General features: G+C 63.0%; 25 protein-coding genes. 16 read left to right on the forward strand and 9 right to left on the reverse strand.

Annotated elements, in window-relative coordinates:
• Window positions 1-432: 432 nt before the first annotated feature.
• Window positions 433-1,044, reverse strand: a complete 612-nt coding sequence (locus ACH2DG_RS00005; protein ID WP_395023687.1) for a class I SAM-dependent methyltransferase — start codon at window positions 1,042-1,044, stop codon at window positions 433-435.
• 199 nt (window positions 1,045-1,243) lie between these two features.
• A complete protein-coding gene (locus ACH2DG_RS00010) occupies window positions 1,244-1,627 on the reverse strand; it encodes a VOC family protein (protein WP_184704513.1) in 384 nt (127 codons plus the stop codon).
• A 343-nt stretch (window positions 1,628-1,970) separates the two neighbouring features.
• Here ACH2DG_RS00010 and ACH2DG_RS00015 point away from each other — a divergent pair, with 343 nt between their 5' ends.
• The gene (locus ACH2DG_RS00015; protein ID WP_395023688.1) at window positions 1,971-2,927 is read left to right on the forward strand and encodes a DMT family transporter; all 957 of its coding nucleotides are present in this window, start codon (window positions 1,971-1,973) and stop codon (window positions 2,925-2,927) included.
• Between the two features lie 25 nt (window positions 2,928-2,952).
• On the opposite strand, the gene ACH2DG_RS00020 is transcribed toward ACH2DG_RS00015, so the two are convergent.
• Window positions 2,953-3,903, reverse strand: a complete 951-nt coding sequence (locus ACH2DG_RS00020; RefSeq protein ID WP_395023689.1) for a LysR substrate-binding domain-containing protein — start codon at window positions 3,901-3,903, stop codon at window positions 2,953-2,955.
• Between the two features lie 204 nt (window positions 3,904-4,107).
• Between ACH2DG_RS00020 and ACH2DG_RS00025 the strand changes: the two genes are divergently transcribed.
• The 7 genes from ACH2DG_RS00025 to ACH2DG_RS00055 all read left to right on the forward strand — a co-directional run bounded on the left by ACH2DG_RS00025 (window position 4,108) and on the right by ACH2DG_RS00055 (window position 9,666).
• A complete protein-coding gene (locus ACH2DG_RS00025) occupies window positions 4,108-4,806 on the forward strand; it encodes a hydrolase (protein ID WP_395023690.1) in 699 nt (232 codons plus the stop codon).
• A 30-nt stretch (window positions 4,807-4,836) separates the two neighbouring features.
• Complete coding sequence (locus ACH2DG_RS00030; RefSeq protein ID WP_395023691.1) at window positions 4,837-5,109, forward strand: XapX domain-containing protein; 273 nt, start codon at window positions 4,837-4,839, stop codon at window positions 5,107-5,109.
• 165 nt (window positions 5,110-5,274) lie between these two features.
• Window positions 5,275-7,173, forward strand: coding sequence for an amidohydrolase (locus ACH2DG_RS00035; protein ID WP_395023692.1), 1,899 nt, complete (start codon window positions 5,275-5,277; stop codon window positions 7,171-7,173).
• An 11-nt stretch (window positions 7,174-7,184) separates the two neighbouring features.
• Window positions 7,185-7,625 (forward strand): DoxX family protein, encoded by a 441-nt coding sequence (locus tag ACH2DG_RS00040; RefSeq protein WP_395023693.1) that lies wholly within the window; start codon window positions 7,185-7,187, stop codon window positions 7,623-7,625.
• The gene (locus tag ACH2DG_RS00045; RefSeq protein WP_395023694.1) at window positions 7,622-8,344 is read left to right on the forward strand and encodes a YoaK family protein; all 723 of its coding nucleotides are present in this window, start codon (window positions 7,622-7,624) and stop codon (window positions 8,342-8,344) included. Before ACH2DG_RS00040 ends, ACH2DG_RS00045 begins: the two co-directional genes overlap by 4 nt.
• Before the next feature lie 17 nt (window positions 8,345-8,361).
• The gene (locus tag ACH2DG_RS00050; protein ID WP_395023695.1) at window positions 8,362-8,955 is read left to right on the forward strand and encodes a TMEM175 family protein; all 594 of its coding nucleotides are present in this window, start codon (window positions 8,362-8,364) and stop codon (window positions 8,953-8,955) included.
• 24 nt (window positions 8,956-8,979) lie between these two features.
• Entirely contained in the window at window positions 8,980-9,666 is a 687-nt protein-coding gene (locus ACH2DG_RS00055) for a YoaK family protein (RefSeq protein WP_395023696.1), read from the forward strand.
• A gap of 54 nt (window positions 9,667-9,720) precedes the next feature.
• On the opposite strand, the gene ACH2DG_RS00060 is transcribed toward ACH2DG_RS00055, so the two are convergent.
• Window positions 9,721-10,194, reverse strand: a complete 474-nt coding sequence (locus ACH2DG_RS00060; RefSeq protein ID WP_395023697.1) for an RDD family protein — start codon at window positions 10,192-10,194, stop codon at window positions 9,721-9,723.
• A 114-nt stretch (window positions 10,195-10,308) separates the two neighbouring features.
• Here ACH2DG_RS00060 and ACH2DG_RS00065 point away from each other — a divergent pair, with 114 nt between their 5' ends.
• From ACH2DG_RS00065 to bla, 4 genes are all read left to right on the forward strand, one after another.
• Window positions 10,309-11,139 carry a DUF4261 domain-containing protein gene (locus ACH2DG_RS00065; RefSeq protein ID WP_395023698.1) on the forward strand — a complete coding sequence of 277 codons (831 nt, stop codon included), beginning with the start codon at window positions 10,309-10,311 and terminating at the stop codon, window positions 11,137-11,139.
• A gap of 7 nt (window positions 11,140-11,146) precedes the next feature.
• Window positions 11,147-11,764: a nucleotidyltransferase family protein gene (locus ACH2DG_RS00070; protein WP_395023699.1), complete on the forward strand. Its 618-nt coding sequence runs from the start codon at window positions 11,147-11,149 to the stop codon at window positions 11,762-11,764.
• Window positions 11,765-11,881: 117 nt separating this feature from the next.
• Entirely contained in the window at window positions 11,882-12,499 is a 618-nt protein-coding gene (locus ACH2DG_RS00075; protein ID WP_395023700.1) for a PadR family transcriptional regulator, read from the forward strand.
• A gap of 222 nt (window positions 12,500-12,721) precedes the next feature.
• Window positions 12,722-13,654: a class A beta-lactamase gene (bla, locus tag ACH2DG_RS00080; RefSeq protein WP_395023701.1), complete on the forward strand. Its 933-nt coding sequence runs from the start codon at window positions 12,722-12,724 to the stop codon at window positions 13,652-13,654.
• Window positions 13,655-13,812: 158 nt separating this feature from the next.
• Here the strand turns inward: bla and ACH2DG_RS00085 are convergent, their stop codons facing one another.
• Together ACH2DG_RS00085 and ACH2DG_RS00090 are read right to left on the reverse strand one after the other, a co-directional pair.
• A complete protein-coding gene (locus ACH2DG_RS00085; protein ID WP_395023702.1) occupies window positions 13,813-16,122 on the reverse strand; it encodes an Ig-like domain-containing protein in 2,310 nt (769 codons plus the stop codon).
• Window positions 16,123-16,398: 276 nt separating this feature from the next.
• The gene (locus ACH2DG_RS00090) at window positions 16,399-17,193 is read right to left on the reverse strand and encodes a tyrosine-protein phosphatase (protein ID WP_395023703.1); all 795 of its coding nucleotides are present in this window, start codon (window positions 17,191-17,193) and stop codon (window positions 16,399-16,401) included.
• Window positions 17,194-17,370: 177 nt separating this feature from the next.
• Between ACH2DG_RS00090 and ACH2DG_RS00095 the strand changes: the two genes are divergently transcribed.
• Both ACH2DG_RS00095 and ACH2DG_RS00100 read left to right on the forward strand, forming a co-directional pair.
• Window positions 17,371-18,597 carry an acyl-CoA dehydrogenase family protein gene (locus ACH2DG_RS00095; RefSeq protein ID WP_395023704.1) on the forward strand — a complete coding sequence of 409 codons (1,227 nt, stop codon included), beginning with the start codon at window positions 17,371-17,373 and terminating at the stop codon, window positions 18,595-18,597.
• A gap of 4 nt (window positions 18,598-18,601) precedes the next feature.
• On the forward strand, window positions 18,602-19,645 hold the full coding sequence (locus tag ACH2DG_RS00100) for a phosphotransferase family protein (RefSeq protein WP_395023705.1): 1,044 nt from the start codon (window positions 18,602-18,604) through the stop codon (window positions 19,643-19,645).
• An 11-nt stretch (window positions 19,646-19,656) separates the two neighbouring features.
• On the opposite strand, the gene ACH2DG_RS00105 is transcribed toward ACH2DG_RS00100, so the two are convergent.
• Genes ACH2DG_RS00105 through ACH2DG_RS00115 form a run of 3 tightly spaced genes read right to left on the reverse strand, consistent with a single transcriptional unit; the run spans window position 19,657 to window position 24,406 of the window.
• Window positions 19,657-20,010: a DUF4124 domain-containing protein gene (locus ACH2DG_RS00105; RefSeq protein WP_395023706.1), complete on the reverse strand. Its 354-nt coding sequence runs from the start codon at window positions 20,008-20,010 to the stop codon at window positions 19,657-19,659.
• Window positions 20,011-20,036: 26 nt separating this feature from the next.
• Window positions 20,037-21,488 (reverse strand): hypothetical protein, encoded by a 1,452-nt coding sequence (locus tag ACH2DG_RS00110; RefSeq protein ID WP_395023707.1) that lies wholly within the window; start codon window positions 21,486-21,488, stop codon window positions 20,037-20,039.
• On the reverse strand, window positions 21,488-24,406 hold the full coding sequence (locus tag ACH2DG_RS00115; protein ID WP_395023708.1) for a DNA topoisomerase III: 2,919 nt from the start codon (window positions 24,404-24,406) through the stop codon (window positions 21,488-21,490). Before ACH2DG_RS00115 ends, ACH2DG_RS00110 begins: the two co-directional genes overlap by 1 nt.
• A 160-nt stretch (window positions 24,407-24,566) precedes the next feature.
• Here ACH2DG_RS00115 and ACH2DG_RS00120 point away from each other — a divergent pair, with 160 nt between their 5' ends.
• Both ACH2DG_RS00120 and ACH2DG_RS00125 read left to right on the forward strand, forming a co-directional pair.
• On the forward strand, window positions 24,567-25,211 hold the full coding sequence (locus tag ACH2DG_RS00120) for an SET domain-containing protein (RefSeq protein WP_395023709.1): 645 nt from the start codon (window positions 24,567-24,569) through the stop codon (window positions 25,209-25,211).
• Window positions 25,208-26,086 (forward strand): biotin--[acetyl-CoA-carboxylase] ligase, encoded by an 879-nt coding sequence (locus ACH2DG_RS00125; protein ID WP_395023710.1) that lies wholly within the window; start codon window positions 25,208-25,210, stop codon window positions 26,084-26,086. The genes ACH2DG_RS00120 and ACH2DG_RS00125 overlap by 4 nt, the downstream gene beginning before the upstream one ends.
• Window positions 26,087-26,109 lie beyond the last annotated feature (23 nt).

Below are 26,109 nucleotides of genomic sequence, written 5' to 3' on the forward strand. Positions count from 1 at the left end.
GCAGAAGACACGGCCGCTATTGTCGTCGCCCTTTGCAGCCCAGGAAATCAAGCGGCTTTAGAACGTGTTGACGATCTCCTCGCGCCGCGACAGTGGGCTTGAGGGGCGCCCGGCTAGGGAGGGGACGCTAGGCGCAATACCGCAGCAATAGCCCCGCTATTGTGAGGATTTGCAACAACGCAGACCGCCCGCAGGGCCACCGTCCCTACGGGGTGGAGTGAAATCGGGCGATTTCTGCGCGCTCGCCCTTGCTTGCACCCCGGTGCAAGCTGCGACCCATCGCTTCGAGTTCATCCCGATTGCACTCCAACGCGGCTGCATAGAGATCGTAAACACGTTCTTAGTGCGGCCAAAGAGGCCTGGCCACGCCGGATCGCTGGGCAGTCGGCCAGCTGGGCACCAGGCAAGTCGGGTCCGCTTCGGGCGGATTTCTCAGTCGCCCAGCGCTTCCAGCGCGAACAGCGGCACCTCGGCGCGGCGGCTCAGCCATACGCCGCCGCCAAGCTCGGTAAAGCCCTGGGCCAGCCCGCGCCGGTACAAGGCGGCGCGGTGGCGGAACAGGCGCGGATCGGTGAGCGTGTCGTCGATGATGTCGCGTTCATAGTCTTCGCGGGCCACGGCTTCCACATACAGGGCGCCGCAGGACAGGCGCGCCAGATTGTCCAGCGCCAGCTTCAGATCGGTGGGGCTCAGGTACGGCAGCACACCCTGGCAGATGACCAGATCAAACGGCTCGCCCCCGGCGTGTTGGTAGTCGACGACCGAGCCGCGCTCCCAACCATAGCGCTGGCACAGATATTCGCTCAATTCGACACCGTGGTAGCTGGCAGAGGGAAAGTGCTCCGCAATCGCATCACGCCACAGGCCGATTCCGCAGCCCACATCGAGCACACGGCGTACCGGCACCCGCACGTATTGCAGGTAACTGCAGACAAAGGCGCCCAGACGCGCGGCATGGGCCGGATCGACGACACTGGTTTTCTTGTCGAAGTAAAAGCGCTGGTAATACGCCTCGTCAAACCATCCCTTGTCCGCTGATTGCACCCTTCGTCCTTTTGCTGCTGAGCGCTGCCGGGCGCAGCGCTGAGCGGGCAGTATGGCGCAGATGGCGATGCTGGCGGCGCACTGCGGTATTTCTTGCGAAACCATGGCGGTCTGTGCTGCCACAGGCGCTACCTGGCAACAAAAAACGGGCGCTACCGCCCGTTCTGTCTGGAAAGATGGCTGTCGAAAGACCGGCGAATCACTCCTTGGGTTTGCGATGTGCCAGGCACAGCTTGTTGCCGTCCGGATCGCGCAGATAGGCCAGATACAGGGCGCCGGGCCCTTCGCCGCGCCAGCCGGGCGGGTCTTCGCAGGTCACTCCTCCGTTGGCAAGGCCGGCAGCGTGCGCGGCATTCACTTGCTCGGGGCTGGTGGCGGCAAAACCTGTGGTGCTGCCATTGCCAAAGGTGGCTGGTTGGCCGTTGATGGGGGTGCTGACACCAAACGTGCCGCCATTGCCGCGCCAGAAATAGCGGTTCTTGTTGGCATTGCCAGGCGGCACGCCCAGTACGCCCAGAAAGGCGTCGTAGAACTGGCGGGACTTTTCCAGATCGCTGGCGCCCAGCATGATGTGGTTGAACATGGTTGTCTCCAGAGGGGGTGCAATAGTGCAGCGGCCACTATAACGAGAAAGGGCTTGCGTGCCGCGTTATGCGCGTGACAATTGCCGGGGGCGGTTTTGGGGGGTATGAAGACAATAATTTGATAGCTGACAGTGCTTTATTGGTGGGCGCTGGATGCTGTTTTCAGAAATATTTTTTGGAGCGGGCAGCCGGGCGCGCGCATGCCCCTGTTGCGCAGTTGCCCGTGTGGGGCGGCCTGCGCAGCCATCTGCGCTTGTCGCTATAGTCGATGCAGCTTGCAACCATCGCCCTCTCTGCGGCATATGGATGGACAAGGAGCGCAAGTGCGCGGTGTACCGAACTATGAACCTCCAGAAAACTCTTGGCCCGCAGGCATCTTCGCACCTGCGGTTGATTGGCATGGCTTTGCTGTGGGGGGCGTCATGGCCCGCCGGGCGCATGGTGGCGCAGCACATGCCGCCGCTGGCCGCATCGGGCCTGCGCTTTGTGCTCGCGGCCTTGGTGCTGCTGCCATGGATGTACATGGCAGGGGGGATGGGCCAGCTCAAGACCTGGTCGGCTCGGCGGTGGCTGGGCATGGCTGCAGCAGCCGCGACGGGGGTGTTTGGCTACGCTGCATTCTTTCTGAGTGGCCTGCAACACCTGCCGGCAAGCAAGGCCGCCCTGGTGATTACCCTCAACCCGGTGGTCACCTTGCTGCTGGCAGCGTGGATCTTCCGGGAGCGGCTCAATCGCACCATTGGCCTGGGCATGCTGGTGGCCGCCATGGGCGCGGCGCTCGTCATATCGCACGGCAATCCGCTGCAACTGCTCAGCTCCGGCGTAGGCGTGGGAGAGCTGATGATTCTGGGCTGCGTGGTGTGCTGGGTGAGCTATACCCTGATTGGCCGGGCCATCCTGACCGGGGTGGATGCGCTCTCGACCACGGCAGTCACCTCCACCATGGGGGCGATCATGCTGCTGCTGGCCAGCCTGGTGGTGGAAGGCCCGCAAGGCATGGCCGGCGTCGTGCACGCGGGGGGCACGGCATGGGGCGCCCTGTTGTTTCTTGCCTGGGGCTCCACGGCCCTGGCCTATGCCTGGTATTTTGATGGTGTCAAGGCGCTGGGTGCGGGCGCCGCGTCCGGCTACATCACCCTGGTGCCGGTGATCGGTGTCATCTGCTCGGCCCTGTGGCTGGGTGAGCAGGTCGATGCATCCATGCTCGTGGGTGGTGCCTTGGCGGTGGCTGGCACGGCGGTGATGAACTGGGGGCGCCGCCAGCCTGCGCCTCTGGCCGGAGCAGCCCGCGCAGGCTGAATGAGCTGGCGCGGTGCATCACCGGTCACTGCGATGGAGGCTCCAGAACTGCGCATTCCTCTTCCACCCGTGCCCAGGGCTTGCTCCGGAACTCCTGCGCAGCGTAGTCCATGAAAGCCTGTACCCGCGCCGGTCGGGTGCGGCCGGGCGGAGTCACGATGCTGAGCGAGAGCACATCGGCCTCCCAGCCCGGCAGCGTGGTCTGCAAGCGGCCATCGATCAGCTCCTGCCACACCAGAAAAGAAGGCTGCAAGGCCAGGCCCATGCCTGCCAGCAAGGCGGGCTGCAGCGCCTCGGCATTGTTCACCTGCAACTGAAAAGGGATCGCCTGGGTGCATTCGCCATGCTCTGCGTGGCGAAAGCGCCAGGTTTTTCCATAGTGCGCGAGGCTGTATTGCAGGCCCTTGTGCTGCGCCAGCTCGCTGGGGTGGCTGGGATGGCCATGGCGTTTGAAGTATTCAGGAGCGCCCACCAGCAGGATCGGCACCTGGCACAACCGGCGCGCGATCAGGCTGGAGTCGCCGAGATTGGCAATCCGCAATGCCAGATCGAACCGGTCGCGGACCAGATCCTCCTGTTCGTCGGCAAACTGAAGGTGCAACTCTACATCGGGGTACATCTGCATGAACCGGGGCAGGACCGGTGCCAGCCGCGTGATGCCGAATGACATCGGCGCTGCAATGCGCAACTGCCCTCGCAGGCTCGCCGAACGGTCGGTGATATCGGCTTCGACGGCTTCTCCCTCCTGCAGGATGCGCGATGCCCGCTCCAGGGCGCCCGCTCCGGCGTCGGTCAGCGTGATGCGCCGTGAGGTTCGGTGAAACAGGCTGGTCTTGATCCGCCCTTCGAGGCGGGAGATGGCTTTGGACACCGTGGCCTGTGACAAGGCCAACTCTGTTGCGGTGCGGGCGAATGACCCTGTTTCCGCAACCTTGGCAAAGATCGCCCACGCTTCCAGATCTGGCAATTTGTTCATGGCATCGGCCGCTCGGCACATTGAAACACCCCTGCAATATGCCAGTACCAGCCGGGTTTGTGGATGTCAAAAATGGAAAGGGTGGAATTCCATTCCTTGGCTTCTCAACACCATGTCTGGCTTCTAGACTGCCCTTGCGCTGAATCCGGATTCTCCGGTTCCTGCCTCCCAATCACCGTCCTCCAGCATTTGAAAGCGGTCACCATGTCCAGAACCAACCTTCTCGAAGTCCTGACACCGGCCAATAGCCAGATCATCTTCATCGACCAGCAGCCCCAGATGGCCTTTGGCGTGCAGTCCATCGACCGCCAGGTGCTCAAGAACAATGTCGTCGGCCTCGCCAAGGCAGCCAAGGTCTTTGGCATTCCGGCCACGATCACGACGGTGGAGACCGAGAGCTTCTCTGGCCACACCTATCCCGAGCTGCTGGGGGTGTTTCCCGAGCACCAGATTCTGGAGCGCACCTCGATGAACTCGTGGGATGACCAGAACGTGCGCGATGCGCTGGCGGCGGGCGCTGCCCAGGGTCGCAAGAAAGTGGTGGTTTCGGGACTGTGGACCGAAGTGTGCAACACCACGTTTGCCCTGTCGTGCCTGCACGATACCGACTATGAAATCTACATGGTGGCCGATGCCTCGGGCGGTACATCGCTGGATGCGCACAACTACGCCATGGACCGCATGGTGCAGGCCGGTGTGGTGCCCGTGACCTGGCAGCAGGTGCTGCTGGAATGGCAGCGTGACTGGGCACGCCGCAGCACCTATGATGCGGTGATGGACATCGTGCGTGAGCATTCGGGCGCCTACGGCATGGGCGTGGACTATGCCTACACCATGGTGCACAAGGCGCCCGAGCGCGTGCAGCACGGCGAGCGCATCGGCCCCAACCCGGCCAAGGCCTGACCGTATCCGCGTTTGAACAGGCACGACGCCATGAAGCTCTATGCACTATCGCTGGGCGCCGGCCTCCTGGTCGGTGTGGTCTACAGTTTGCTCCAGGTGCGCTCGCCAGCGCCCCCGTTGGTGGCCCTGGTCGGGCTGCTGGGCATTCTGGTGGGTGAGCAGGCCATTCCTGTAGGCAAGCAACTGCTGCGTGGTACGGCGTTCGGTGCGGCCTGCCAACAGACGCAGGCCACCGAGCATGTGCTGGGGCAGTTGCCCGGGCGGCAGGCTGCAGAAACCAAACCCGGTGACCCGCAAGCCTGAGCCCGCTGCGGGCCTGCCGAGCGCTGCGCCGCTCGAATACTTCAGAGAGGTAGATGCATGACTTCCCGCCGAAACATTCTGAGCGCTGCAACATCTCTGGCATTGGGCGGCTTATGGGGTCGTCCTGCCGCTGCCGGCGCTGCCGATCAAAAAGGAGCTTCCACCATGTCCGACACCCATCCCGATGCCATTTTCTTCAATGGCCGGATCACCACACTGGACCGTAGCAAGCCAGTGGCCAGCGCCGTGGCGGTCAAGGCGGGCCGTTTTGTCGCGGTAGGCGATGACCAGGAGATTCTGGCCCTGGCGGGCGACAACACCCGGCGCGTGGACTTGAAGCGCAGGAGCGTGCTGCCCGGCCTGTTCGACAACCACACCCATGTCGTACGCGGCGGTCTGAACTACAACCTGGAGCTGCGCTGGGATGGCGTGCGCTCGCTGGCCGATGCACTGGAAATGCTCAAGCGCCAGGTGGCCATTACCCCGGCGCCGCAGTGGGTGCGCGTGGTGGGGGGCTTTACCGAGCACCAGTTTGTTGAAAAGCGCCTGCCCACATTGCAGGAGATCAATGCGATTGCCCCCGACACCCCGGTGTTTCTGCTGCACCTGTACGACCGCGCCCTGCTCAACGGCGCTGCACTGCGTGCGGTGGGCTACACCAAGGACACCCCGGCGCCGCCCGGTGGCGAGATCGTGCATGACGCTGCAGGCAACCCCAGCGGCTTGCTGCTGGCCAAGCCTAACGCCACCATTCTTTATGCCACGCTGGCCAAGGGCCCCAAGCTGCCGCTCGATTACCAGGTCAACTCCACGCGCCACTTCATGCGCGAGCTCAACCGCCTGGGAGTGACTGGCGTGATCGACGCGGGTGGCGGCTTTCAGAACTACCCGGAGGATTACGAGGTCATCCAGAAGCTGGCCGATGCGGGGCAGATCACGGTGCGGCTGGCCTACAACCTCTTCACGCAAAAGCCCAAGGAAGAGAAGGCCGATTTCCTCAAATGGACCTCCTCGGTCAAGTACAAACAGGGCGACGATTATTTTCGCCACAACGGCGCGGGCGAAATGCTGGTGTACTCGGCGGCCGATTTCGAAGACTTTCGCCAGCCCCGTCCCGACATGCCCGCCAATATGGAGGATGACCTCGAAGAAGTGGTGCGCGTGCTGGTGCAGAACCGCTGGCCCTGGCGCCTGCATGCAACCTATGACGAAACCATCACCCGCGCGCTCGATGTGTTCGAAAAAGTCAACCGCGACACGCCGCTGACCGGTATCCACTGGTTCTTTGACCACGCCGAGACCATCTCCGACCGATCCATTGACCGCATCGCCGCACTCGGTGGCGGCATTGCCGTGCAGCACCGCATGGCTTACCAGGGCGAATACTTCATCGAGCGCTACGGCGCGCGCGCCGCCGAAGCCACGCCACCTGTCAAGCGCATGCTGGAAAAGGGCGTCAAGGTCTCCGCTGGTACCGACGCCACGCGCGTGGCATCGTACAACCCCTGGGTGTCGCTGTCGTGGATGGTCACGGGCAAGACGCTGGGCGGCACGCAGCTGTACCCGCAGCGCAATCTGCTGGACCGTGAAACGGCCTTGCGAATGTGGACCGAGAACGTTGCCTGGTTCAGCAACGAGGAAGGCAGACGGGGCCGCATCTCGGCAGGCCAGTTGGCAGACTTCATCGTGCCCAGCAAGGACTTCTTCCAGGTACCGGAGGACGAAATATCGTTCCTCACTTCGCACCTGACCGTCGTCGGAGGCCGTGTGGTCTATGGCGAGAGTGATTTTGCTGCGCTGGACGACAACCCGCTGCCCCCGGCCATGCCGGATTGGTCGCCCACGCGCACCTTCAAGGGCTATGGTGCCTGGGGCGAGCCCGAGGGCGCTGGCAGAAATTCGCTGAACCCGGCCCGCTACCGCAATATGGCTGCTGCCTGCGGTTGCGGCACCCATTGTGGTCTGCATGGCCACAGCCATGCCGATGCCTGGGCCTCCAGCGTGCCGTCGTCCGATCCCAAGAGCTTCTTTGGCGCGCTGGGGTGCTCATGCTGGATGGCTTAAGAGGGGGCGGGATGGCACGCCTGCGCCTTGAAGGCCGCCTGGCAGCCTTGGCGCGGCCGGTCTTTGCCAGCACCGCGCTGCGTTGGGTGGCGTGGCTGGGTCTGTGCGCGGCGTATCTGCAGGGCGGGCTGGTCAAGCTCAGCGATTTTCCCGCCGCCATGGCGGAGATGGCGCATTTCGGGTTGGCACCCGCGCCCGTATTCGCGGTGCTCGTGATAGCGCTGGAGCTGGGTGCTTCGGCGTTGATTCTCATCGGGCGGCTGCGCTGGCTGGGCGCGTTGGCCTTGGGCGGTTTCACGCTGCTGGCCACCTTGCTGGCGCTCCGGTTCTGGGAGCTGCCCCCGGGTCAGGAGCGATTCATGGCCGCCAATTCGTTTTTTGAGCATCTGGGCCTGGTGGGCGGTTTTCTGCTGGTGGCTTGGCTGGATCTGCGAGAGAAGGAGGCCGCATGAAGACGACCGACAGCGCACCGTCTGTTATGGCGCCGGCGCCGGGTCTTTGGGTGCAATGCCGCGCGCCTGTGCTGCTCACGATTGTGGGCGGCGCCATCGATACGATCGGCTTCATCGCGCTGCTGGGCTTTTTCACCGCCCATGTGACCGGCAATCTGGTGCTGGCCGGGGCGGCATTCGTCAAGGGCGGGGCAGGCCTGTGGATCAAGCTGGGAGCGATCCCGCTGTTCATTGCCACGGTCATGCTCACCAAGATGTGGATAGACCGCTGCAGCCAGTCCCCTCGGCCTCACCGAACCCTGGGCTGGCTGTTTGTGGCAGAGGCGGTGCTTCTCATCGGTTTCATGGCTGCCGGCCTGCAGTTGGAGCCATTTAGCAGCCCTGATGCCGTGGCGCTGGCGCTGACCGGAGGCCTGGGCCTGATGGCACTGGCCATACGCAACACGGCCAGCAAGACCCTGATCAAGCACATCAGCCCGAGCACCATGATGACGGGCAATACCACGCAGTTCGGCATCGACCTGTCCAACTATGTGCGCCAGCCCGGCCGTGCGCAGGGCCAGGCTTTGCTCAGGAGCGGCAGCATCGTGGGGGGCTTTGTGCTGGGCGCTTTTCTGGGCGCGGTGCTGTACCACCACCTGGGTTTCTGGAGCGTGCTGCCCTTCATGCTGACCGTGCTGTACCTGGCCAGCCTGGCCTTTCGCCAGCAGCCCATCTGACGGACGGGAGCAGTGCCATGAACAAAGGCCGGCTTGAATCCTTCAGCGACGGCGTCATCTCGGTGAGCCTGACGCTGATGCTCTACCAGATCCAGCTGCCCGCCGAATTCACCTGGGGCGGCTTGTGGAAGGAAGCGCACAACTTCTTTGGCTATGTGCTCAGCTTCATCTACGTCGGCATCTACTGGAACAACCACCACCACCTTTTCCTGGTGGTGCGTGGCATCAATGGCCGCATCATGTGGGCCAACCTGAACCTGCTTTTCTGGCTCACCATGATTCCGATCACCACCACCTGGGCCGGGAAGTCGGGGCTGCTGGCGCTGCCCACGGCGCTCTACGCTGCGGTGCTGTTCATGTGCGCGCTCTCGTACTGGGTGCTGGAGCGTGTCATCATCCTCTCGGAAGGCAAGGATTCCGTGCTTGCCGACACCCTTGGAAAGGACCTCAAGGGCAAGATATCCCTTCCGGTGTACGCTCTGGCCATCGTCGTCAGCTTTTACAGCACCATGGCAGCGTTTTCCATTTTCACAGCGATGGCTGCGCTCTGGTTCCTGCCGGATTCACGGATCGAGAGATACCTGGCCCGGCAAGATGGCCCGCAGCCTTGAACTCCACCTTCGTTAGGAATGCCGATGCCAGAAGCCGCTACCACTCCAGCCCCCTTGAGCCATCTGCTGGGCTTCAATGCCGGTTATGTGGATACGGCGGGGTTTCTGGCGCTCAATGGCCTGTTTGCGGCGCATGTGACAGGCAACTTCGTCACACTCGGCGCGGCGCTGATCCACGGCAGCGCAGGTGCGGTCTCCAAGCTCCTGGCGCTGCCTGTCTTCTGCGCAGCGGTGGTGCTGACACGTCTGGCCAGCAACGCATTGGCGGCGCGGCAAAAGGCGCCCATGCGCCGCCTGATTGCGGCCCAGGTGCTGCTGCTGGCGCTGGCGGCAGCGCTGATGCTGGCTTTTGGCCCTTTTGCCGACAGCGACGCGCTGCCCGCATTTACCGCAGGCATGCTGATGGTGTGCGCGATGGCTGTGCAAAATGCCATGCAGCGCATGCATCTGGCCCAATTGCCACCTTCAACCTTGATGACAGGCAACACCACCCAGGTCATGATCGATCTGGCGGATCTGTTCAAGGGCCTGCAAGGTGAGGGGCGCAATGCGGCCACTGGTCGCCTGCGCAAGATGCTCCCCGCCATCGCCAGCTTTGCCGTGGGTTGCGCGCTGGCGGCCCTGGCCTACGTTGCCCTGGGCATGTGGTGTTTCGTGTTGCCGCCGGTGGTTGCGGCGCTGACGTTGCGCTGGACGCCGAAGGCGGGGTAAATTGCTATCACGATAGGAGCATAAGCGGGCTGCAGCTGCGCGACACGCATCATTTCAAGGCTTGTCCGTGCCTTTGAATGCCACCGCCTGCGTACGCCCGCCCTTTTTGCGCACCACGACGGTATTGGCCATCTTGTCATGCCAGCCCTGCTTGCGTGGGTCGAACGCCACCCAGATCAACCCCAGCCCCAGAGGGATGGTGGATACAAAGTAGCCCAGGTAGCGGAGCACCGACTGGCCTACCGTCATTGCCTCGCCGGTATCTGCGTCCACTATTTCGGCGCCGATCAGCATCTTGCCCGGCGTGGCCCGCAGCTTGTGCCACAGCCAGATGCAGGCGACTGCCGGCAGCACCCAGCTGATCAGCACATCGGCCGGGCCCCTCACCCATCCGTCGGCAAAGAAGTACTCCCACCCATACACCGCCACCAGCGCCGGGGTGATGATCAGCATCAACACCACCGTGTCAATCAGCGCCGCGCCTACGCGCGCCCAGAAACCCACATACTCCAGATCATTGCCGTCCATGCTGGCTGCTCCGTTTGCGTTGCACCATCATAGAACCAGCGGGTAAAGCGCAGGTAACGCCGCTGCAGCGCCTCCATGGCAAGATGCACGCTTCTTTCACTGCTGCGCACGCTCATGGCTCCCACCGATTCCAGCCCTCGCATGGCCCCCGATATGTGGGCGTTTGAAGCACTTTACGCCCAGCCCCCGCAGCTGGATGGCGAGACCCTGCGCGCCGCGCTGGCCGAGCGCCTGGGGGAGGTCGAGCTGGTGTCGGACGGCGACACCATCCTGCTGGCGCTGCGCGACTACACCGTTGATTACAGCGACAAAAAGGGCGTGCCCAGCGAGATCGCCATCATCCGTGCCGATCAGCCACCGGATGCTGCCGAGTACGCCAGCGCACTGGAGCAGACCTGGGATTGGCCCGAGAAGGAAGCGGCGCTTGCCCAATGCCAGCACTGCGTGCTGGTGAGCGAGTTCATGGGCCGGGGGCTGGGTACGGAGGAGCGCCTGGAGATTCTGCAGGCCGTCATGCATGTGCTGATCGGTAACGGCGGCATCACCGCCATCAGCCAGACCAATGCGGGCTGCCTGCTCGATCCGCAGCGCTACCTGCAGGCCCATGCGGATGGCTTCCTCTACTACGGCGTGCTCAATGTGCGTTTCTTCAACATCAGCAACCGCCCTGGCGAGATGTTGATGGACACGCTGGGCGGTGCAGCCTTTGGCGTGCCGGATTTGCAACTGCACTTTCAGACGCTGGAGCCGGCCGAGGTCTCCCGGTTTCTGTTCAACACTGGCGTGTACCTGATCCAGCACGGCGACGTTATCCAGGACGGCCACACGCTCACCAGCATAGACGGCCAGCACAAATGGCCATGCCAGCATGAGGATGCATTGGCAGCACCGGAGCGGGTGGTGGTGGATGTGCGGGCTGGGGACAGGCTGCCGACGAAGGATTGACCCTGCCATGCAGTCTCAGCACGAACAGGCAAGCCCGCCAACGGCTCCCACGCCGGAAATTGGTCATGAGCAGCGCTTGTGCACTTTGGTGCAGTCTTCCGAAACGCTGATGGCCGCATTGAGGGCAATACGCTCCCTGGGATTGCATTCCTGGTGCCTTGGTGCGGGCATCATCAGGGCAATGGTGTGGGACCACCTGCATGGATACCGCGAGCCTTCAAGCGTGCCTGACGCCGACGTCGCCTTTTTTGACGCGCTCGCCCCACATGGCCTTGACGCCCAGCTTGGGCAGCAACTGAGCGCCTTGTTCCCGGGCTTCACGTGGGAGGTGGTCAACCAGGCGCAGGTGCATACCTGGTATCCCACGGTTTTCGGGCAGGAGGTCGCACCATTGACCTCTTTGGTGGATGGTCTTGCCACATGGCCGGAGACGGCGACCTGTGTGGGCGTTTACCTGGACAGAGATGACAGGCTGCATATCGTCGCCCCCTTCGGCTTGAGCGATCTGTTCGAGATGAGACTCCGCCACAACCCGCGCAGGGTGCCTTATGAGGCATTCATGCACCGTGTCTGGTCCAAGCAGTTTTTGGAGAGATGGCCGAAACTGACCCTCTGCAGCGCATGAACCGATCTGCGGTCCCCCTTCATTTCTGGGCATGCGGTAGCCATCTTTACAAATCGCCTCTTGAAATCTTTCTTATTAAGATATATCTTAGATGCATCTTAAAAAGGAAATTCTTCCATGCCACATCCACACTATCACTTTCACCACAATCACCATCTGTGCAGCCCGCGTGGGCGGCATGGCGATGAGGGCGGGCCGGGCCGAGGCCACCACCATGGCCCGCGCGGTCACGGGCCCGACGCCGAGCGCCACCTGGCGCACAAGCGCGAGCGCATGTTCGAAGCCGGGGGCCTCAAGCTGCTGGCGCTGCACCTGATCGGCCAGCAAGCGAGCCATGGCTATGACGTGATCCGCGCAGTGGGCGAGTTGGTCGGCGGCGATTACCAGCCGAGCCCCGGCACCATCTACCCCACGCTGAGCTATCTGGTGGACATGGGCCACGCCACAGCGAGCGAATCCGCAGGCGGGCGCAAGCGCTACACCATTACCCCGGAAGGTGAGCAGGCTCTGGCCGAACAGGCGGATGCGCTGCAATTGCTGCTGGCACGCTTGGCCCGGGGCAAGGACCGCGATGCCCGCCAGCGCCCCCCGCAACTGGTGCGCGCTATCGAGAACTTCAAGATGGCCCTGCGGCTGAAGATGGCGGGTGACGGGGAAACGGCACTGTCTGCCGCCCAGGTGGACAGGATTGCAGCGTTGCTTGATGAGGTAGCGCTGAAGATCGAAAAGGTCTGAACGCTGAATGGCAGCCATTCGCGGAGGCTTTTCGAAAGAGCTGCCTGAAAAACGTCGATTGATATTGATGGGTATGTGGATAAAGCTATTGAAAATATAGCCAACGCAGGCGCACGGAATGCACAAAGGTGGATGCGCACTGACGCGAACAGCCGCCAGCCTGCGTTATGCTGGAGCAGGTGTGCTCTGCACCCTCTCACCACAACAAATAAGCAGATCGATATGCAGCGACGTCAATTGGTAGCAAGCGGCCTGGCCGCTGGTTTTACAGCAGCAACGGGCCTGGGGTTGGCCGGTTGCGCCCACAGGGTGGCCGCCCATCCCAAGGCGGACAAGGCCCTGGCAAGCGCATTGGCCGGTATTGAAAAACAAAGCGGCGGGCGCATGGGCGTCTATGTGTACGACGCCGTCACGGGCGGCGAGGCTGGCTGGCGCGAGCGCGAGCGTTTTCCGATGTGCTCCACGTGCAAAACCCTGCTGGCGGCCCATGTGCTGCATCTGGCGCAGGACGGACAAGTGGATCTGGGGCGGCAGGTGGCCATCGCGCAGACCGATTTGGTGACCTACTCGCCGGTGACCGAAAAGTATGCGGGCCAGCCGGGTGGCATGACGGTGCTGGAATTGTGTGAAGCCGTAGTCGTGCTGAGCGACAACACCGCCGCGAATCTGATTCTGGGCGCTACTGGTGGCCCTGCCGCGCTGACCGCATGGCTGCGCAGGGAGGTGGGCGACAAGACTACGCGCCTGGACCGCACCGAGCCCAGCCTGAACACCGCCGAGCCCGGTGACGAACGCGATACCACCACGCCGCAGGCCATCAACCGCACATGGCAGGCCTTGCTGCTGGGCGATGTGCTCAAAGGCTATGGCCGCGCCATGCTGCAGCAGTGGCTGATCGACAGCCGGACGGGTGACAAGCGCGTGCGCGCTGGCCTGCCCGCAGACTGGAAGGCCGGGGGCAAAACCGGTTCCGGGGCGCACAGCACCTTCGGGGATACCTTGATCGCCTGGCCCAATGCAAAGTCGGAAGGGCTGATCATCTCTGCCTATCTGACCGGTGGGCAACAGAACTTTGCCCAGGGCGATGCGGTGCTGGCCCAGGCGGGAGCCGCGATTGGACAGTGGTACCAGCAGATACAGAACGAGAACGGTTGATCTCTGGCAGTCAATCGAGTGCCGTTGCCGTGGCGTATCAAACATGGTTTTCCGGCCTTTTTCTGGCCGTGTGGTGCCAATGCAATGAATGCTCCTTTCCCAAGCAAAACGCCGCCCGTATCTCCACAGGCGGCGTTTTTTCATGGGCTTTCAGCGATTTAGCGCACGGCCCTGCGGCGCTTGCGCCAAGCACAGCCACCCACCAGCGATGTGAGCAGGACCAATGCAGCCGGATGCATTGTCGGCACAGGTGCAGGCTGCACGGCACGCCCCGCTTGCCAGGTCATGGTTGCCGTGCGCACCTGCAAGGCCTTGGCGCGGGCGGACTTGATCTCGCTGTCGGCCGTCGCCGTGATGGTGTCCACCCCCGCCACGGTGCTGGTGTAGCACAGTTGGGCAGTCCCGGTGCTGTCTGTCGTGAGGCTGCTGCTCTGGTTGTTGGCGCCGCTGACCGCGAAGCTCACCGTCTGGTTGGCGACCGGTTGGTTTTTCGCATCGCTCAAGGCCGCTGTAAAGCACTGGGTGGCATGGGTTGGGCTGCTGAGTGCCAGAGGCGAAAGGCTCAGCGTCTGTGACAAGGCCGGGACTGTCCAATTCGCCGTGGACGTCTGCACGAGCGGGCCGCTGGTAGCCGACACCGTGTCATTGCCCCCATGGGCTCCGTTGACGCACAACTGTGCCTCGCCCGCTGCACTGGTGGTGGCTGCGCTTTGCTGGGGGTGGACACCTGCGACATCGAAGGCAATGGCCATGTTGGCCAGAGGTTGGCTGGATGCATCTGCCAGCCTGGCTACAAAGCACTGCAGGGTGTTGACGGGGTTGCTGGCGATTGCGGGGGTCAGAGTCAGTGTTGCATCGCTGGCGCCTTGCTGCCATCTGACTTTGGAGCTTGCAGATTTCCCGCCCGTCGACAGCACCAGGGTATCGATGCCTGCCATGCCGCTGGTGTAGCAGAACGAGGCTTTGCCCGACGTGTCAGTGAAAATGCTGGAGATCTGCGGATTGGCTCCGGAGAGGGTGACATCCACCTTCACGCTGTTCAGCGGCGCGTCTGCCATATCGGTCACCAAGGCGGCAATGCAGTACTGCTGGTTCACCCAGCGGATGGCGTCCTCTGAGGGAGACAGCTTGATCTCCTTGATGTTGGAGATTTTTGCAAGGCCCATACCGCCTGCATAGCCGTACGAGTCATAGTTGGTAAAACCATAGATGGTGACGCCCACGCCGACGGGCGAAGTGATGTGGTACGAGCCTGGGGCCACTCTTTTGTTGATGTAGAAAAAATTTCCTTGAGGGCCCGGCCAGAAGTCTGCCTTGGGAATCAGTACACCGTCGAGAAAGACATCTACCGGCAGCTGTGTGGCAGGATCAACGGGAGTGACGATGCCCAAATAATTTTCGGTAAAGCGCGGCGAAACCGGGTCTGCGTCTGCGGTCGCCAGGGTGTAGTCATTGATGAAAAGATCCGCTGGCGGCACCAGCATCATGAAGGGGTCTCCTTTTTTTCCGTACTGGTCAAAATCATTGCTGTTGGCGTACTGCACCACCAAGGCAGGTTTGCTGGTTTGAACGGAGAGCGCCTGGATATCGTTGAGTTCGTGAAATTGGCCGGCGCCAAGTGTGGCCACCACCGAGCCGTTGATGGTGACGGCGGTGCCTGCCTGATCCGCCAGAATTCGGTATCTGGTACCCCCATACCGGCTGGCAAGCGGAGCCATGAAAAAACGCGTGCCCCAGGACGAGGTGGGGATCATCTGCTCCATCAGCATGTCGCAGGCTGGCCAACCGACGGGAATATAGGCGCAGGTGGCACCAGACACGACCACGATGGGAAGGTTGGACGTCACCGTAGAGCCCGTCAAATCACTTTCCGACAGGATTTGGTAAGTTTCCCCTCGATTGAGGGTGATCTGGATAGGTGTGTTGGCCGGGTTGGCGAGCACTGCCGCTGTGGGCATGATGGTGACCGTACTCCCATCCTGCGTTGCCACAATCGCTGCGGATGAATACTGTTTGGGCGTCGGTGCATAGCTTGCGATGCGGTAGGCGTTGCCAAGGGTTGCGGTTGGGAACGCCAGAAATGCGTCGGTGGATACGGCCCGGTTACTCAAACCGTACAAACTGATCGCTTTGTCGGAGCGGACATGAATCGCCTTTTTCTCGACCACCATGTTGGTGGTGAGCTGGCTCGAGATGGGAACCTGTATCCGCAGTACCTGGTTCGGTGTGGTGGTGAATGCCTGGGTTGTGCCGGTTTCCAGAAACTCAATCGTGCCGGTTGCGGCCTCCGCGCTTGAAATGAACAGATCCAGCGAGTTGACCGATGCATCGTAGTTCTGCGTGAACGTAGCGTAAAAATCGGTTCCTTTGGAGGTGAGGCTCTGCGCCCAGGCAACGGGTGCGCTGGCAACAACCATTGCGAGCAGGCAGACCGAGCCCGCTATTCTCAAAATTCGTCGGATGCTCATGGAAACCCCTTCTGAGGCCTCGCCCGCAATCCACGCGGCAAAGCCTGCACATGTGATTTGGAAAATTCATGGACCTCTTGAGGTTAGTAGTAAATTTGTTTAATAACAATGACCTATGCCGCTTGATAGCCAAGTGGTATTTTTGCGTCGCTATTTGGTGAATAGGCGCGTTGGTAATGCACCTCGGTCCACGCTCTGCACAAGGCGCAGCCAGCAAAAGAAAGCGCCGGCCTGCGAAGTGCAGCCGGCGCTCGGCGCTATAAATTCAGGAGAAGGCTATTCCAGATACATCTGCGCCAGCCGGGCCTGGGCCTTGGCGTCCACGCCCAACACCTGGCTCACATAGGCGGGGACGCTGCCGTATTGCTCCAATACTGGATCGAGTGCTGCAGTCAGAAAGGGTTCCTGCACTTTCCACAGCACATTGAGCACTTCTTCGGGGATGTGGCTGGCGGCGGCGCGGGCCTCTGCGGGGCGGTGGTAGTACTGGTTGGTCAGCAGATAGTCGTGCATCACCACATCCCGCGGCACACCCAGGGTCATCAGTAGCAAGGTGGCGGCCCAGCCGGTGCGGTCCTTGCCGGCCGTACAGTGGAAAACCAGCGGCTTGTCGCTTGCCAGCAGCATCTGGAAAAACTGCGCAAACTGGCCGGCGTTGTCGTGGATGAAACTGCGGTAGGTGTCCTGCATCAGCTCGACGGTGTGCGCCGCGCTCAGGTTTTCGCCTTGCTGCAGCAGGGTAAAGGCGCGCTGCACGACAGTCGGCTCGATGGCCAGCGAATGGTGCAGCAGGCCATCGATGCGGTAGTTGTCCACGGTTTGCTCGCGCTGGCCGCGAAAATCGGCACTGCGGGCAACGCCCAGTTGCTGGAGCAAGGTGTGCTGCGATTCCGACGTCAGGTGCGCCAGATGGTCGGAGCGAAACAGGGTGCGCCAGCGTAGCTTTCCGCCATCGAGACCCTGGTAGCCGCCCAGGTCGCGGAAGTTGGTGGTGCCTGCCAACGGCAGGTGGCGTTCGGGAAGTGTGGTGGCCTGTGGTTGCGGCGCCACCGCCGCGTTCATCGTATCCATACAAGGGTTATAGCCCACTCTCATGACAGGGCTGTCGTGCAGGTGATTGGTGGGTGCAAATAGACCGCCCTGACTGCATCCCACAGCACGCTGTGAACGGGCGCCTTTGTCGCTATTGCGACCTGGGCTGGGGTAGTGCATGGCAACATCGGCGCCATCTGATTGCAAGGCGCCGATATGGACTTTTCCCTCTCTCCCCAACTGCAAGCGCTGCGCGACAAGACGCGCCAGTTCATCGCCGAACAGGTGATTCCGCTCGAAAACGACGAGCGCCAATCGAGCCATGGCCCGAGCGAGGCACTGCGGCGCGAACTGGTGGGCCGCGCGCGTGCGGCCGGCCTGCTCACGCCCCATGCCTCCAAGGCGCTGGGCGGCCTGGGCCTGAGCCATGTCGAAAAGGCAGTGGTGTTTGAGGAAGCTGGCTACTCGTGGCTCGGCCCCACGGCGCTCAACATCCACGCGCCCGATGAAGGCAATATCCACCTGATGGAGGAGGTGGCCACTGTCGCACAGAAGGAGCGCTGGCTGCGCCCGCACGTGGCGGGTGAACTGCGCTCCTGCTTTGCCATGACCGAGCCCGCGCCCGGCGCAGGATCGGACCCGGCGGCGCTGGCCACCACGGCGGTGCGCGATGGTGACGACTATCTCATCACGGGCCGCAAATGGTTCATCACCGGCGCGGAAGGCGCCGACTACGCCATCATCATGGCGCGCACCGAGGATGGCGGCGCCACCATGTTTCTCTCCGACATGAACCGCCCCGAGATCGTGCTGGAGCGCAGCATGGATGCGATGGACGCGTGCTTTACCGGAGGCCACAGTGTGCTGCGCTTTGACAGGCTGCGCGTGCCAGCGGGCGACATCCTGGGCGAAGTCGGCAAGGGCTTTCGATACGCGCAGGTTCGGCTGGCGCCTGCCCGCCTCACACATTGCATGCGCTGGCTGGGCCAGGCCCGCCGCGCACAGGATGTGGCCCTGGCCTATGCGCGCCGCCGCGTCGCCTTCGGCAAGCCGTTGGCATCGCACGAAGGCGTGGGTTTCATGCTGGCAGACAACGACATGGACCTGCATACTGCGCGGTTGCACATCTGGCACACCGCATGGCTGCTGGACCAGGGCGAGCAGGGCAACTACGAATCCAGCCGCGCCAAGGTGGTGTGCTCCGAAGCCGAATGGCGCGTGGTGGACCGCTGCGTGCAGATGCTGGGCGGGCAGGGCGTGACCATGGAGACGCCGGTCATGCGCATCTTCATGGACATGCGGGCCTTTCGCATCTACGACGGCCCGAGCGAAGTGCACCGCTTCAGCATGGCGCGCAAGCTGGTGCAGGCGGCCGAGAAGGACGCCGATGCAGAGCGCGGCGTGCCCGATGCGATCTGCGCCATTCCGCCATTGCAGCATTGATGCTATGAAAACGGAAGCTATTGGCGCAGGCCAGTTAAGTGCAGTGCTGCAAAAGTACCTGAAGGACGCAGGCCTGACGCAAGGCGAGGCGGTGGGCGTCAGCGTGCTCGCTGGCGGCCAGTCCAACCCTACCTACCGCGTGCAGGTGGGAGGGCAGCAGATGGTGCTGCGCAAGCAGCCGCCGGGGCCGCTGGTGGTGGGGGCGCACGCGGTGGACCGAGAATACCGGGTCATGCATGCCCTGGCGGGCAGCGATGTGCCCGTGCCCCGCATGCTGGCCTATTGCGACGATGCGCAACTGCTGGGCACGCCGTTCTACCTGATGGAGTTTCTCGAAGGCCGCGTCTTCATGGACCCGGCCCTGCCGGAACTGGGTGGTGCCGAGCGCGCTGCGCTGTATGGCGAGATGAACCGCGTCATCGCCGCGCTGCACCAGGTGGATATCGATGCCGTGGGTCTTGCCGATTACGGACGCCACGGCGGCTATGTGGCGCGGCAGGTCAAGCGCTGGGGGCAGCAGAGCCGGCAGCTGTCCGTGACCGTCAACGATGCCATGCGCCGCCTGATCGACTGGCTGCCCCAGCACCTGCCGCAATGCGATGCAACCACGCTGGTGCATGGCGATTACCGGCTGGACAACCTGGTGTGGCACCCCAGCGAGGCGCGTGTCATTGGCGTGCTGGACTGGGAACTTTCAACCCTGGGCGATCCGCTGGCCGACCTGGCCTACCACGGCATGGCCTGGCGTGTGTCGCCCGATCTGTGGCGCGGCATCGGCGGGCTGGATCTGGCTGCGCTCGGCATTCCGGATGAAGCGCAGTACCTGCAGCTATACGCCAACGCAACGGGCCGCAGCCCTGGGGCGCTGTGGGAGTACTACCTGGCCTTCAACCTTTTCCGCATGGCAGCCATTCTGTATGGCATTGCCCAGCGGGCTGCCGATGGCACGGCTGCGGCAGCCGACGCGGTGCTCACGGGCGCCAAGGCGGGGCCGCTGGCCGAGCTGGGCTGGCAGTGCGCGCAGCGCTTCATGCGCCAGCAGCGATAGCATTGCCGTACTCAGCGCGCTGCATTCCCTGGTACAACCGATAGGTTCTCCGGCACCACCTGCTCTTCGCTGCCCGCAGGGCAAGGGGCATCGGTATAGATGGTCTTGCCGTTCTGGATGCATTTGCGTGGCTGCGCCGGCACGGCTGCAGGCTTGCCTTGCGCATCAGCTGTGCGACGCGCCTGGCTGCGCTTCTGCTCATCAGCAGAGGGTGGCGGCGGACTGGATGCCTTCTTGAGCAGGGTGTTCGCCGTGTCCCGGGCTTCGTCCAGCACTGCCGGGCCGCGCCAGGCAACGATGGCAGCCACCACGGCCAGCGCAATGGCCAGGCCCAGGAGGATGCGGTGGGTGCGGCGAATATACATGGAGCTGTCCGGTCAAGACGAGGCCGCTATTGGCAGGCCAGTGCGGCCTGGTGCTGGGGATGGCTGCGGCACATCATCTGCTCCGAGGCCTTGAAGATATGCGCCTTGACGGAGGGCATGTCCACGAAGCCTCCTATGTTCAGATGAATGGATTTGTCGTAGGTGTTGTCAAACGTGAAGAACTCCAAGGCTTCGATATCGCCGCGCTTGCGCTCCTTGTCATAGAAGGTGAGGGCGCGCTTGACTTCGTCCAGCACACGAGACTCGATCAGCAACTGAGGCTGGCCCGGCTCGATGTTCTGCCTGGCGTCGAATTCCAGCACACCATTGTTGCTGGACTCGGTGACCAGGATGATCTTGGCCTTGCTGTTCGCTTTGGCGATTTCCTTGCGCAGCATGTTCGTGGCAGCGGCCATGCGGCATGTGTACAACTGGTCCAGCAGGCGGCGGTCCTTGTCGCGGGCGCTATCGGTGGACGCATTGCCATTGCCCGCAGCGGGCGGGACGATGGGGCCATCCTGGTAGAAGGAGAGCTGCGCGCGCAGTTCGGATACCTTGCTGAACTTTTCGATCTCGCAGGCTCCGCGCGGAGCGTGTTTTTGCAGCTCGGGCAGCATGTTTTCGTAGAGCGCGTCCTGCAGCACGGTGGACAGGTAGAAGTCGAATCCGAAGAGGTCGTACCCTTGGGGCAGGCCACCGGCCAAATACATGTTGCCAGCGCTGTCATAGGTAGTGAGGCGGTACTTCTCGATGTGCTGCAGCCATTGCAGCTCGTCTGCCGCGGCAATACCGACCTGGGCCTTCTCGCTCAAGGCCTGGTAGTACTGGTCGATGCTGCGCACGTACCGGCTGGCTTCACGATCCACCATTCTGGCGAAGTCGGCATTGACCATGCCGCTGGCAAAAATCACCCCCAGCTTCACATTCCGGATCTGGTACTCGGCAAACAGCATGCGCAGCGTCTTTGCCGTGCGCTCCAGCTCTGCCTTGGAGATGCCGTTGAGATAAGGCTCATCTGCAACAAAGACCGTCGCCACCTGGGCCTGGTAGCGCTGGATCAGCTCCATGTAGGGCCGCAGGATGGCGATGGCTTCCGGATCGGGGGGGATGTCGCGCAGCTTGTTGGACGCAAGCGGTGCGAGCAGCTTGCGTTGCCGCTGCGCATCCATGCCATATTCGGTAGTGAGTTGCGCGGGAGGCCGGATACGGTTGAGCACCGGCCCCAGGTCCAGGTCCACCCGGGTGTTGCTGCCCACCACTTTCTGAAGCTGCACTTCCAGCAGAGCTGGCTCAAAGACGTTGATATGGGCGCCTGCCACCTTGCCGATGAGCTCTGGGTTGATGCCGTCGGGCGTAAACACAGCGATGTGCGCAGGCACATCTCCGCGTGGGTACAGGGCTGCGACGGCGATCGCCACGCCGATGGCGCAGACAGCGGCGGCAGCGAAGAGGGCCTTCTTTCGCACAATCGGCCGCATCAACCCAGGTGCTGGCCCAGAACGCCAGCCAGCTCGAACATGCCGATGCTGTCCTTGCCGAACACGGGGCGCAGTTTGTCGTCGGCGAGGATGGTGCGCTTGTCCTTGGGATCCTGCAGATTGTGGGCCTTGATGTACTCCCACATCTTCTTGACGGCCTCGGGGCGAGCTACCGGCGCGCTGCCGATCACGGCGGCCAGGGCTGCGCTTGGCGTCTTGCCCGATGCGGCGGTGGTCTTGCGGGGGGCCTTGGTTGCAGTCTTTGCTGCCGTTTTCGTGGCCTTGGTGGCCTTTGCACCCGTCGTCTTGCCTGCGGTCTTGGTGGCCGTCTTGGCCGCCGCAGCCTTGCGCGCGGGGAACTTGCCTTCGCGCGGCTCGAACTCGAAGTTCACCTTGCCGGCTTCCTTGTCCCAGGCCAGGAAGGCCTTGAAGCTGCGGCGTGTGCGGTTGGAGATGAACTTGTCCAGCAGGTCGGTCTTGCCGGTGGCCAGCAGCTTGGCCATCTGGTCGCGCTCGATGGGTTGCTGCAGGATGATCTGGCCGCTCTTGAAATCGCAGCTGGGCGTGGGCTGCTGCGCCGTGGGTACGGCCTTGCTGCACACGTAGTTGGCGCCATGCTCGAACACCGGCGCGCCGCACTTGGGGCAGGCGCCCAGCGCGTTCTGGTGGCCAAAATCAACCAGCTCACCCGATTCTTCGTCCGATTTGTTGTCATCGAACACGAACTCGAACTTGAAGTTGTTGTTGTCCTCGTCGCGCACGATGGCCACTTCGGCGGCAAATGGCCAGCCAGCCTTGGAGCGGAAGCCGTCCAGCGGTCCCAGCTTGCGGTCGCGCAGCAACTGGTCGGCTTCTGCGGTCTCGAAAGTGCGGCCTGCGGGCGACTTGGTGAATGAGAAGCCGCAGCCTTCGCCATTGCCGTGGATGCCGGTACAGGCATAGCGGCGGTAGTTTTCCTTGACGACGCCGCCGCAGTTCGGGCAGGGTGCGGACAAGGTGGCGTAATCGCCGGGAATGGTGTCGCGGTCGTATTCCTTGGCCTTCTTGACCAGGCGCTCGGTCATGGCCTGGATCTCGGCCATGAAGGCTTCGCGCGAGAGCTGGCCCTTTTCCATCTGCGCCAGCTTGTATTCCCATTCGCCGGTCAGGTCGGCGCGCGACAGCTCTTCCACCTCCAGGCCGCGCAGCAGGGTCATCAGCTGGAAGGCCTTGGCGGTGGGAATCAGCTCGCGGCCTTCGCGCAGCATGTATTTTTCGGTCAGCAGGCCTTCGATGATGGCAGCGCGCGTGGCAGGCGTGCCCAGACCCTTTTCCTGCATGGCTTCGCGCAGCTCGTCGTCGTCGATCTGCTTGCCGGCGCTCTCCATGGCGCCGAGCAGAGTCGCTTCGGAGTAGCGGGCGGGCGGCTTGGTCTTGAGGCCTTTGGGGTCGACCGGGTCAGCGAGCGGCTTCTCGCCGGGCTGCACCGGCACCAGGTTCTGGCCCTTGTCACCGTCCTTGGCGTCTTCCACCTCGTGGGCGGCTTCCTTGCCGTAGATCGCCAGCCAGCCGGGCTTGACCAGTACCTTGCCCTCGGTCTTGAAGTGGTGCTGCTCAACCTGGCTGATACGGGTCGTGACCTGGTACTCGGCGCTGGGGAAGAACACCGCCATGAAGCGGCGTACCACCAGCGTGTAGAGCTTGTGTTCCGCTTCGGAGAGCGCTCCGGGAGCCTGTGTGGTCGGGATGATGGCAAAGTGATCGGACACCTTGCTGTTGTCGAAGATGCGCTTGGATGGCCGGATGTAGTTGGCACCGATGGCCTGCTGCGCAAAAGGCGCAAGCTGCTGCATGCTGCTGTGCGCCAGCATCTCGAAGGTCTGGCGCGCCACAGGCAGGTAGTCCTCAGGCAGCGCGCGCGAATCGGTACGCGGGTAGGTCAGGGCCTTGTGCCTTTCGTACAGGGCCTGGGCCAGGGCCAGCGTCGTCTTGGCAGAGAAGCCGAACTTGCTGTTGGCTTCACGCTGCAGGCTGGTCAGGTCGAACAACAAGGGCGATGCCTGTGTGGTGGGCTTGCTCTCTTCGGTGACGGTGGCAGGCTTGCCACGCGCGGCGTTGGCGATGGCCTGCGCCTCCTGCAGGCTCCACACGCGATCGGCCTTGGCCTCGGCGTCGTCGCTCTTCTTCCAGGCGGGGTTGAACCACTTGGCCGGGTAGTTGCCGGCCTGGGCGCCGAACTCGGCGTGGATTTCCCAGTAATCGCGGCTGACGAACTTGCGGATCTTTTCCTCGCGCTCCACCACCAGCGACAGGGTCGGGGTCTGCACACGGCCCACGGTGGTCAGAAAGAAGCCGCCATCGCGCGAGTTGAACGCCGTCATTGCACGCGTGCCGTTGATGCCCACCAGCCAGTCGGCTTCGGAGCGGCTGCGCGCAGCGTTGGCCAGACCCTGCATCTGGCTGTCGGTGCGCAGCTTGCCAAAACCCTCGCGGATGGCCTGCGGCGTCATCGACTGCAGCCACAGGCGCGTGATGGGCTTGCCCAGACCGCCCTTGGCGCCGCCTGCGTACTGCTCGATCAGGCGAAAGATCAGCTCCCCTTCGCGGCCCGCGTCACAGGCGTTGATGAGGGCGGTGACATCCTTGCGCTTGGCCAGCTTGACCACGGCATTGAGGCGCGCCTTGGTCTTGTCGACGGGCTTGAGCTCGAAATAGGGCGGGATCACCGGCAGGTGGGCAAAGCTCCACTTGCCGCGCTTGACATCGAATTCTTCCGGCGCCTGGATCTCCACCAGGTGACCCACCGCGCTCGTGACGATGTAGCCGTCCGACTCGAAGTAGTCGTCGTGTTTGGCAAATTGGCCTGCCACCGGCGTCAGTGCGCGGACGATGTCTTGCGCAACGGACGGCTTTTCTGCAATGACCAGGGTCTTGGACATGGGTTCACTCTCATCAATCTGGGGTCTGCCAGCGCTGTGAATTGCTGGCTCTCTGAGCACGCTCTTACAATGCACGCTTCACGCGCATGTGCGCGGGCGCCTGCATGTACGTACGCGCACATGCGCATGTGCTTATTTTTAAAGTAGCAGAAAAATTCCCATGCCGAGCAATGTCCCCCATTTTTCAACAGGCCGCCGTATCCAGGTACGGCGTTCCGGCGTGCACGGCAGGGGCGTTTTTGCGCTGCAGGATATCGCAGAAGGCGAAGTGATTGTCGAATACGCGGGCAAGGTCATCAGCTATGAAGAGAGCCAGCGCCGTCATCCGCACGATCCGGCCCACCCGAACCACACCTTCTTCTTCCAGATCGACGGCCACCGCGTGATCGATGGTGGCGATGGCGGCAACTCGGCCCGCTGGATCAACCACAGCTGCGATCCCAACTGCTTTGCCGAAGAGGTGGAGGACCGCATCTTCATCAGCGCGCTGCGCAATATCAGCGCTGGCGAGGAGCTGGGCTACGACTACGGCCTCATCATCGAAGAGCGCTACACCGCCAAGCTGAAGGCCGACTATGCCTGCCATTGCGGCGCGGCCGACTGCCGGGGCACCATGCTGGCGCCCAAACGGGGCTGGAAGCCCAAGGGGCCCGCCAGCGACCAGCCCGATCCTGGCAAGAAGCCAAAGACAGGCGGCAAGACCACAGCGAAGGCCAAGGCAGAGCCGAAGCCAAAATCGAAGGCCAAGCCAAAGGCCAAACCCAAGGCCAGACAGACCAAGACTTCGGCAAAGGCCCGCGCATGACCGCAGCCAGCCAGGAGCCCATCCGTTGGCCTGCTGAGGCCATCTGGCAGGCTGTAGAGCCACAGTTGCCGGGCTTCACGATCGAGATCGTGCCCAGCATCGATTCCACCAACACCGAACTGATGCGCCGCGCGCGTGAGGGCCGGCAGGAGCCGATCCTGCTGGTGGCCGAGCAGCAGACGGCAGGCCGTGGCCGCCTGGGCCGCCCCTGGCGCAGCGAAGTGGGAGATTCGCTGATGTTCTCGCTGGGCCTGCCGCTTGCGCCGCGCGATTGGTCCGGTCTGTCGCTGGCCGTGGGCGTGAGCGTGGCGGAAAGCCTGCAGCCGCAGGCGCCTGCTGCAGGCAGCGCCACGCTGCAGACACCAAAAATCGGCCTCAAATGGCCCAACGACCTGTGGCTGACGGGCGACCGCAAGCTCGCCGGCATTCTGGTGGAAACTGCAAGTTTCATAGCAGGCAGTGCGCATTCAGCAAGCGCAAGCGGGTATTTTGATCCGCAGCAGGCACTGCGCTATGTCGTGATCGGCATCGGCATCAATGTGCGTGCGCCGCAGGGCGATGGCCTTTCCACCGTGCCCGGCAGCCTGCAGATGGTGGATGGCCGTTGGGATGCGCCGCAGGCGCTGGCCGCCGTGGTGCCGGCATTGGTGACCACGGTGCAGGCGTTTGCCCGCCAGGGATTTGCACCGCTGCAACAGCGTTTTGCTGCGCGCGATGCATTGGTAGGCCGTGCGGTAAGCTTGAGCGATGGCACCCAGGGAGTCGCGCAGAGCGTGGCCGCAGATGGTGCGCTGCAGGTACACACTGCTGCCGGGCTGGTGGGCGTGACCAGTTCCGAGATCAGCGTGCGTCCCCAGGCGCCGCTGCAGGGCTGACGCACGGGTGGTGCAGACCAAGA

The sequence above is a fragment of the Comamonas odontotermitis genome (assembly GCF_040396735.1).
Taxonomy (GTDB): Bacteria; Pseudomonadota; Gammaproteobacteria; order Burkholderiales; family Burkholderiaceae_C; genus Comamonas; species Comamonas odontotermitis_C.

Excerpts from the sequence above, each read along its gene's own strand:
- ACH2DG_RS00040 (WP_395023693.1), top strand. The coding sequence starts at position 7,185 with ATGGCACGCCTGCGCCTTGAAGGCCGCCTGGCAGCCTTGGCGCGGCCG.
- ACH2DG_RS00115 (WP_395023708.1), bottom strand. The coding sequence starts at position 24,406 with ATGTCCAAGACCCTGGTCATTGCAGAAAAGCCGTCCGTTGCGCAAGAC.
- ACH2DG_RS00070 (WP_395023699.1), top strand. The coding sequence starts at position 11,147 with ATGCAGTCTCAGCACGAACAGGCAAGCCCGCCAACGGCTCCCACGCCG.
- ACH2DG_RS00010 (WP_184704513.1), bottom strand. The coding sequence starts at position 1,627 with ATGTTCAACCACATCATGCTGGGCGCCAGCGATCTGGAAAAGTCCCGC.
- ACH2DG_RS00105 (WP_395023706.1), bottom strand. The coding sequence starts at position 20,010 with ATGTATATTCGCCGCACCCACCGCATCCTCCTGGGCCTGGCCATTGCG.
- ACH2DG_RS00075 (WP_395023700.1), top strand. The coding sequence starts at position 11,882 with ATGCCACATCCACACTATCACTTTCACCACAATCACCATCTGTGCAGC.
- ACH2DG_RS00065 (WP_395023698.1), top strand. The coding sequence starts at position 10,309 with ATGGCTCCCACCGATTCCAGCCCTCGCATGGCCCCCGATATGTGGGCG.
- ACH2DG_RS00025 (WP_395023690.1), top strand. The coding sequence starts at position 4,108 with ATGTCCAGAACCAACCTTCTCGAAGTCCTGACACCGGCCAATAGCCAG.
- ACH2DG_RS00125 (WP_395023710.1), top strand. The coding sequence starts at position 25,208 with ATGACCGCAGCCAGCCAGGAGCCCATCCGTTGGCCTGCTGAGGCCATC.
- ACH2DG_RS00055 (WP_395023696.1), top strand. The coding sequence starts at position 8,980 with ATGCCAGAAGCCGCTACCACTCCAGCCCCCTTGAGCCATCTGCTGGGC.
- ACH2DG_RS00035 (WP_395023692.1), top strand. The coding sequence starts at position 5,275 with ATGTCCGACACCCATCCCGATGCCATTTTCTTCAATGGCCGGATCACC.
- ACH2DG_RS00060 (WP_395023697.1), bottom strand. The coding sequence starts at position 10,194 with ATGGACGGCAATGATCTGGAGTATGTGGGTTTCTGGGCGCGCGTAGGC.
- ACH2DG_RS00120 (WP_395023709.1), top strand. The coding sequence starts at position 24,567 with ATGCCGAGCAATGTCCCCCATTTTTCAACAGGCCGCCGTATCCAGGTA.
- ACH2DG_RS00085 (WP_395023702.1), bottom strand. The coding sequence starts at position 16,122 with ATGAGCATCCGACGAATTTTGAGAATAGCGGGCTCGGTCTGCCTGCTC.
- ACH2DG_RS00090 (WP_395023703.1), bottom strand. The coding sequence starts at position 17,193 with ATGGATACGATGAACGCGGCGGTGGCGCCGCAACCACAGGCCACCACA.
- ACH2DG_RS00030 (WP_395023691.1), top strand. The coding sequence starts at position 4,837 with ATGAAGCTCTATGCACTATCGCTGGGCGCCGGCCTCCTGGTCGGTGTG.
- ACH2DG_RS00095 (WP_395023704.1), top strand. The coding sequence starts at position 17,371 with ATGGACTTTTCCCTCTCTCCCCAACTGCAAGCGCTGCGCGACAAGACG.
- ACH2DG_RS00020 (WP_395023689.1), bottom strand. The coding sequence starts at position 3,903 with ATGAACAAATTGCCAGATCTGGAAGCGTGGGCGATCTTTGCCAAGGTT.
- ACH2DG_RS00015 (WP_395023688.1), top strand. The coding sequence starts at position 1,971 with ATGAACCTCCAGAAAACTCTTGGCCCGCAGGCATCTTCGCACCTGCGG.
- bla (WP_395023701.1), top strand. The coding sequence starts at position 12,722 with ATGCAGCGACGTCAATTGGTAGCAAGCGGCCTGGCCGCTGGTTTTACA.
- ACH2DG_RS00050 (WP_395023695.1), top strand. The coding sequence starts at position 8,362 with ATGAACAAAGGCCGGCTTGAATCCTTCAGCGACGGCGTCATCTCGGTG.
- ACH2DG_RS00100 (WP_395023705.1), top strand. The coding sequence starts at position 18,602 with ATGAAAACGGAAGCTATTGGCGCAGGCCAGTTAAGTGCAGTGCTGCAA.
- ACH2DG_RS00110 (WP_395023707.1), bottom strand. The coding sequence starts at position 21,488 with ATGCGGCCGATTGTGCGAAAGAAGGCCCTCTTCGCTGCCGCCGCTGTC.
- ACH2DG_RS00045 (WP_395023694.1), top strand. The coding sequence starts at position 7,622 with ATGAAGACGACCGACAGCGCACCGTCTGTTATGGCGCCGGCGCCGGGT.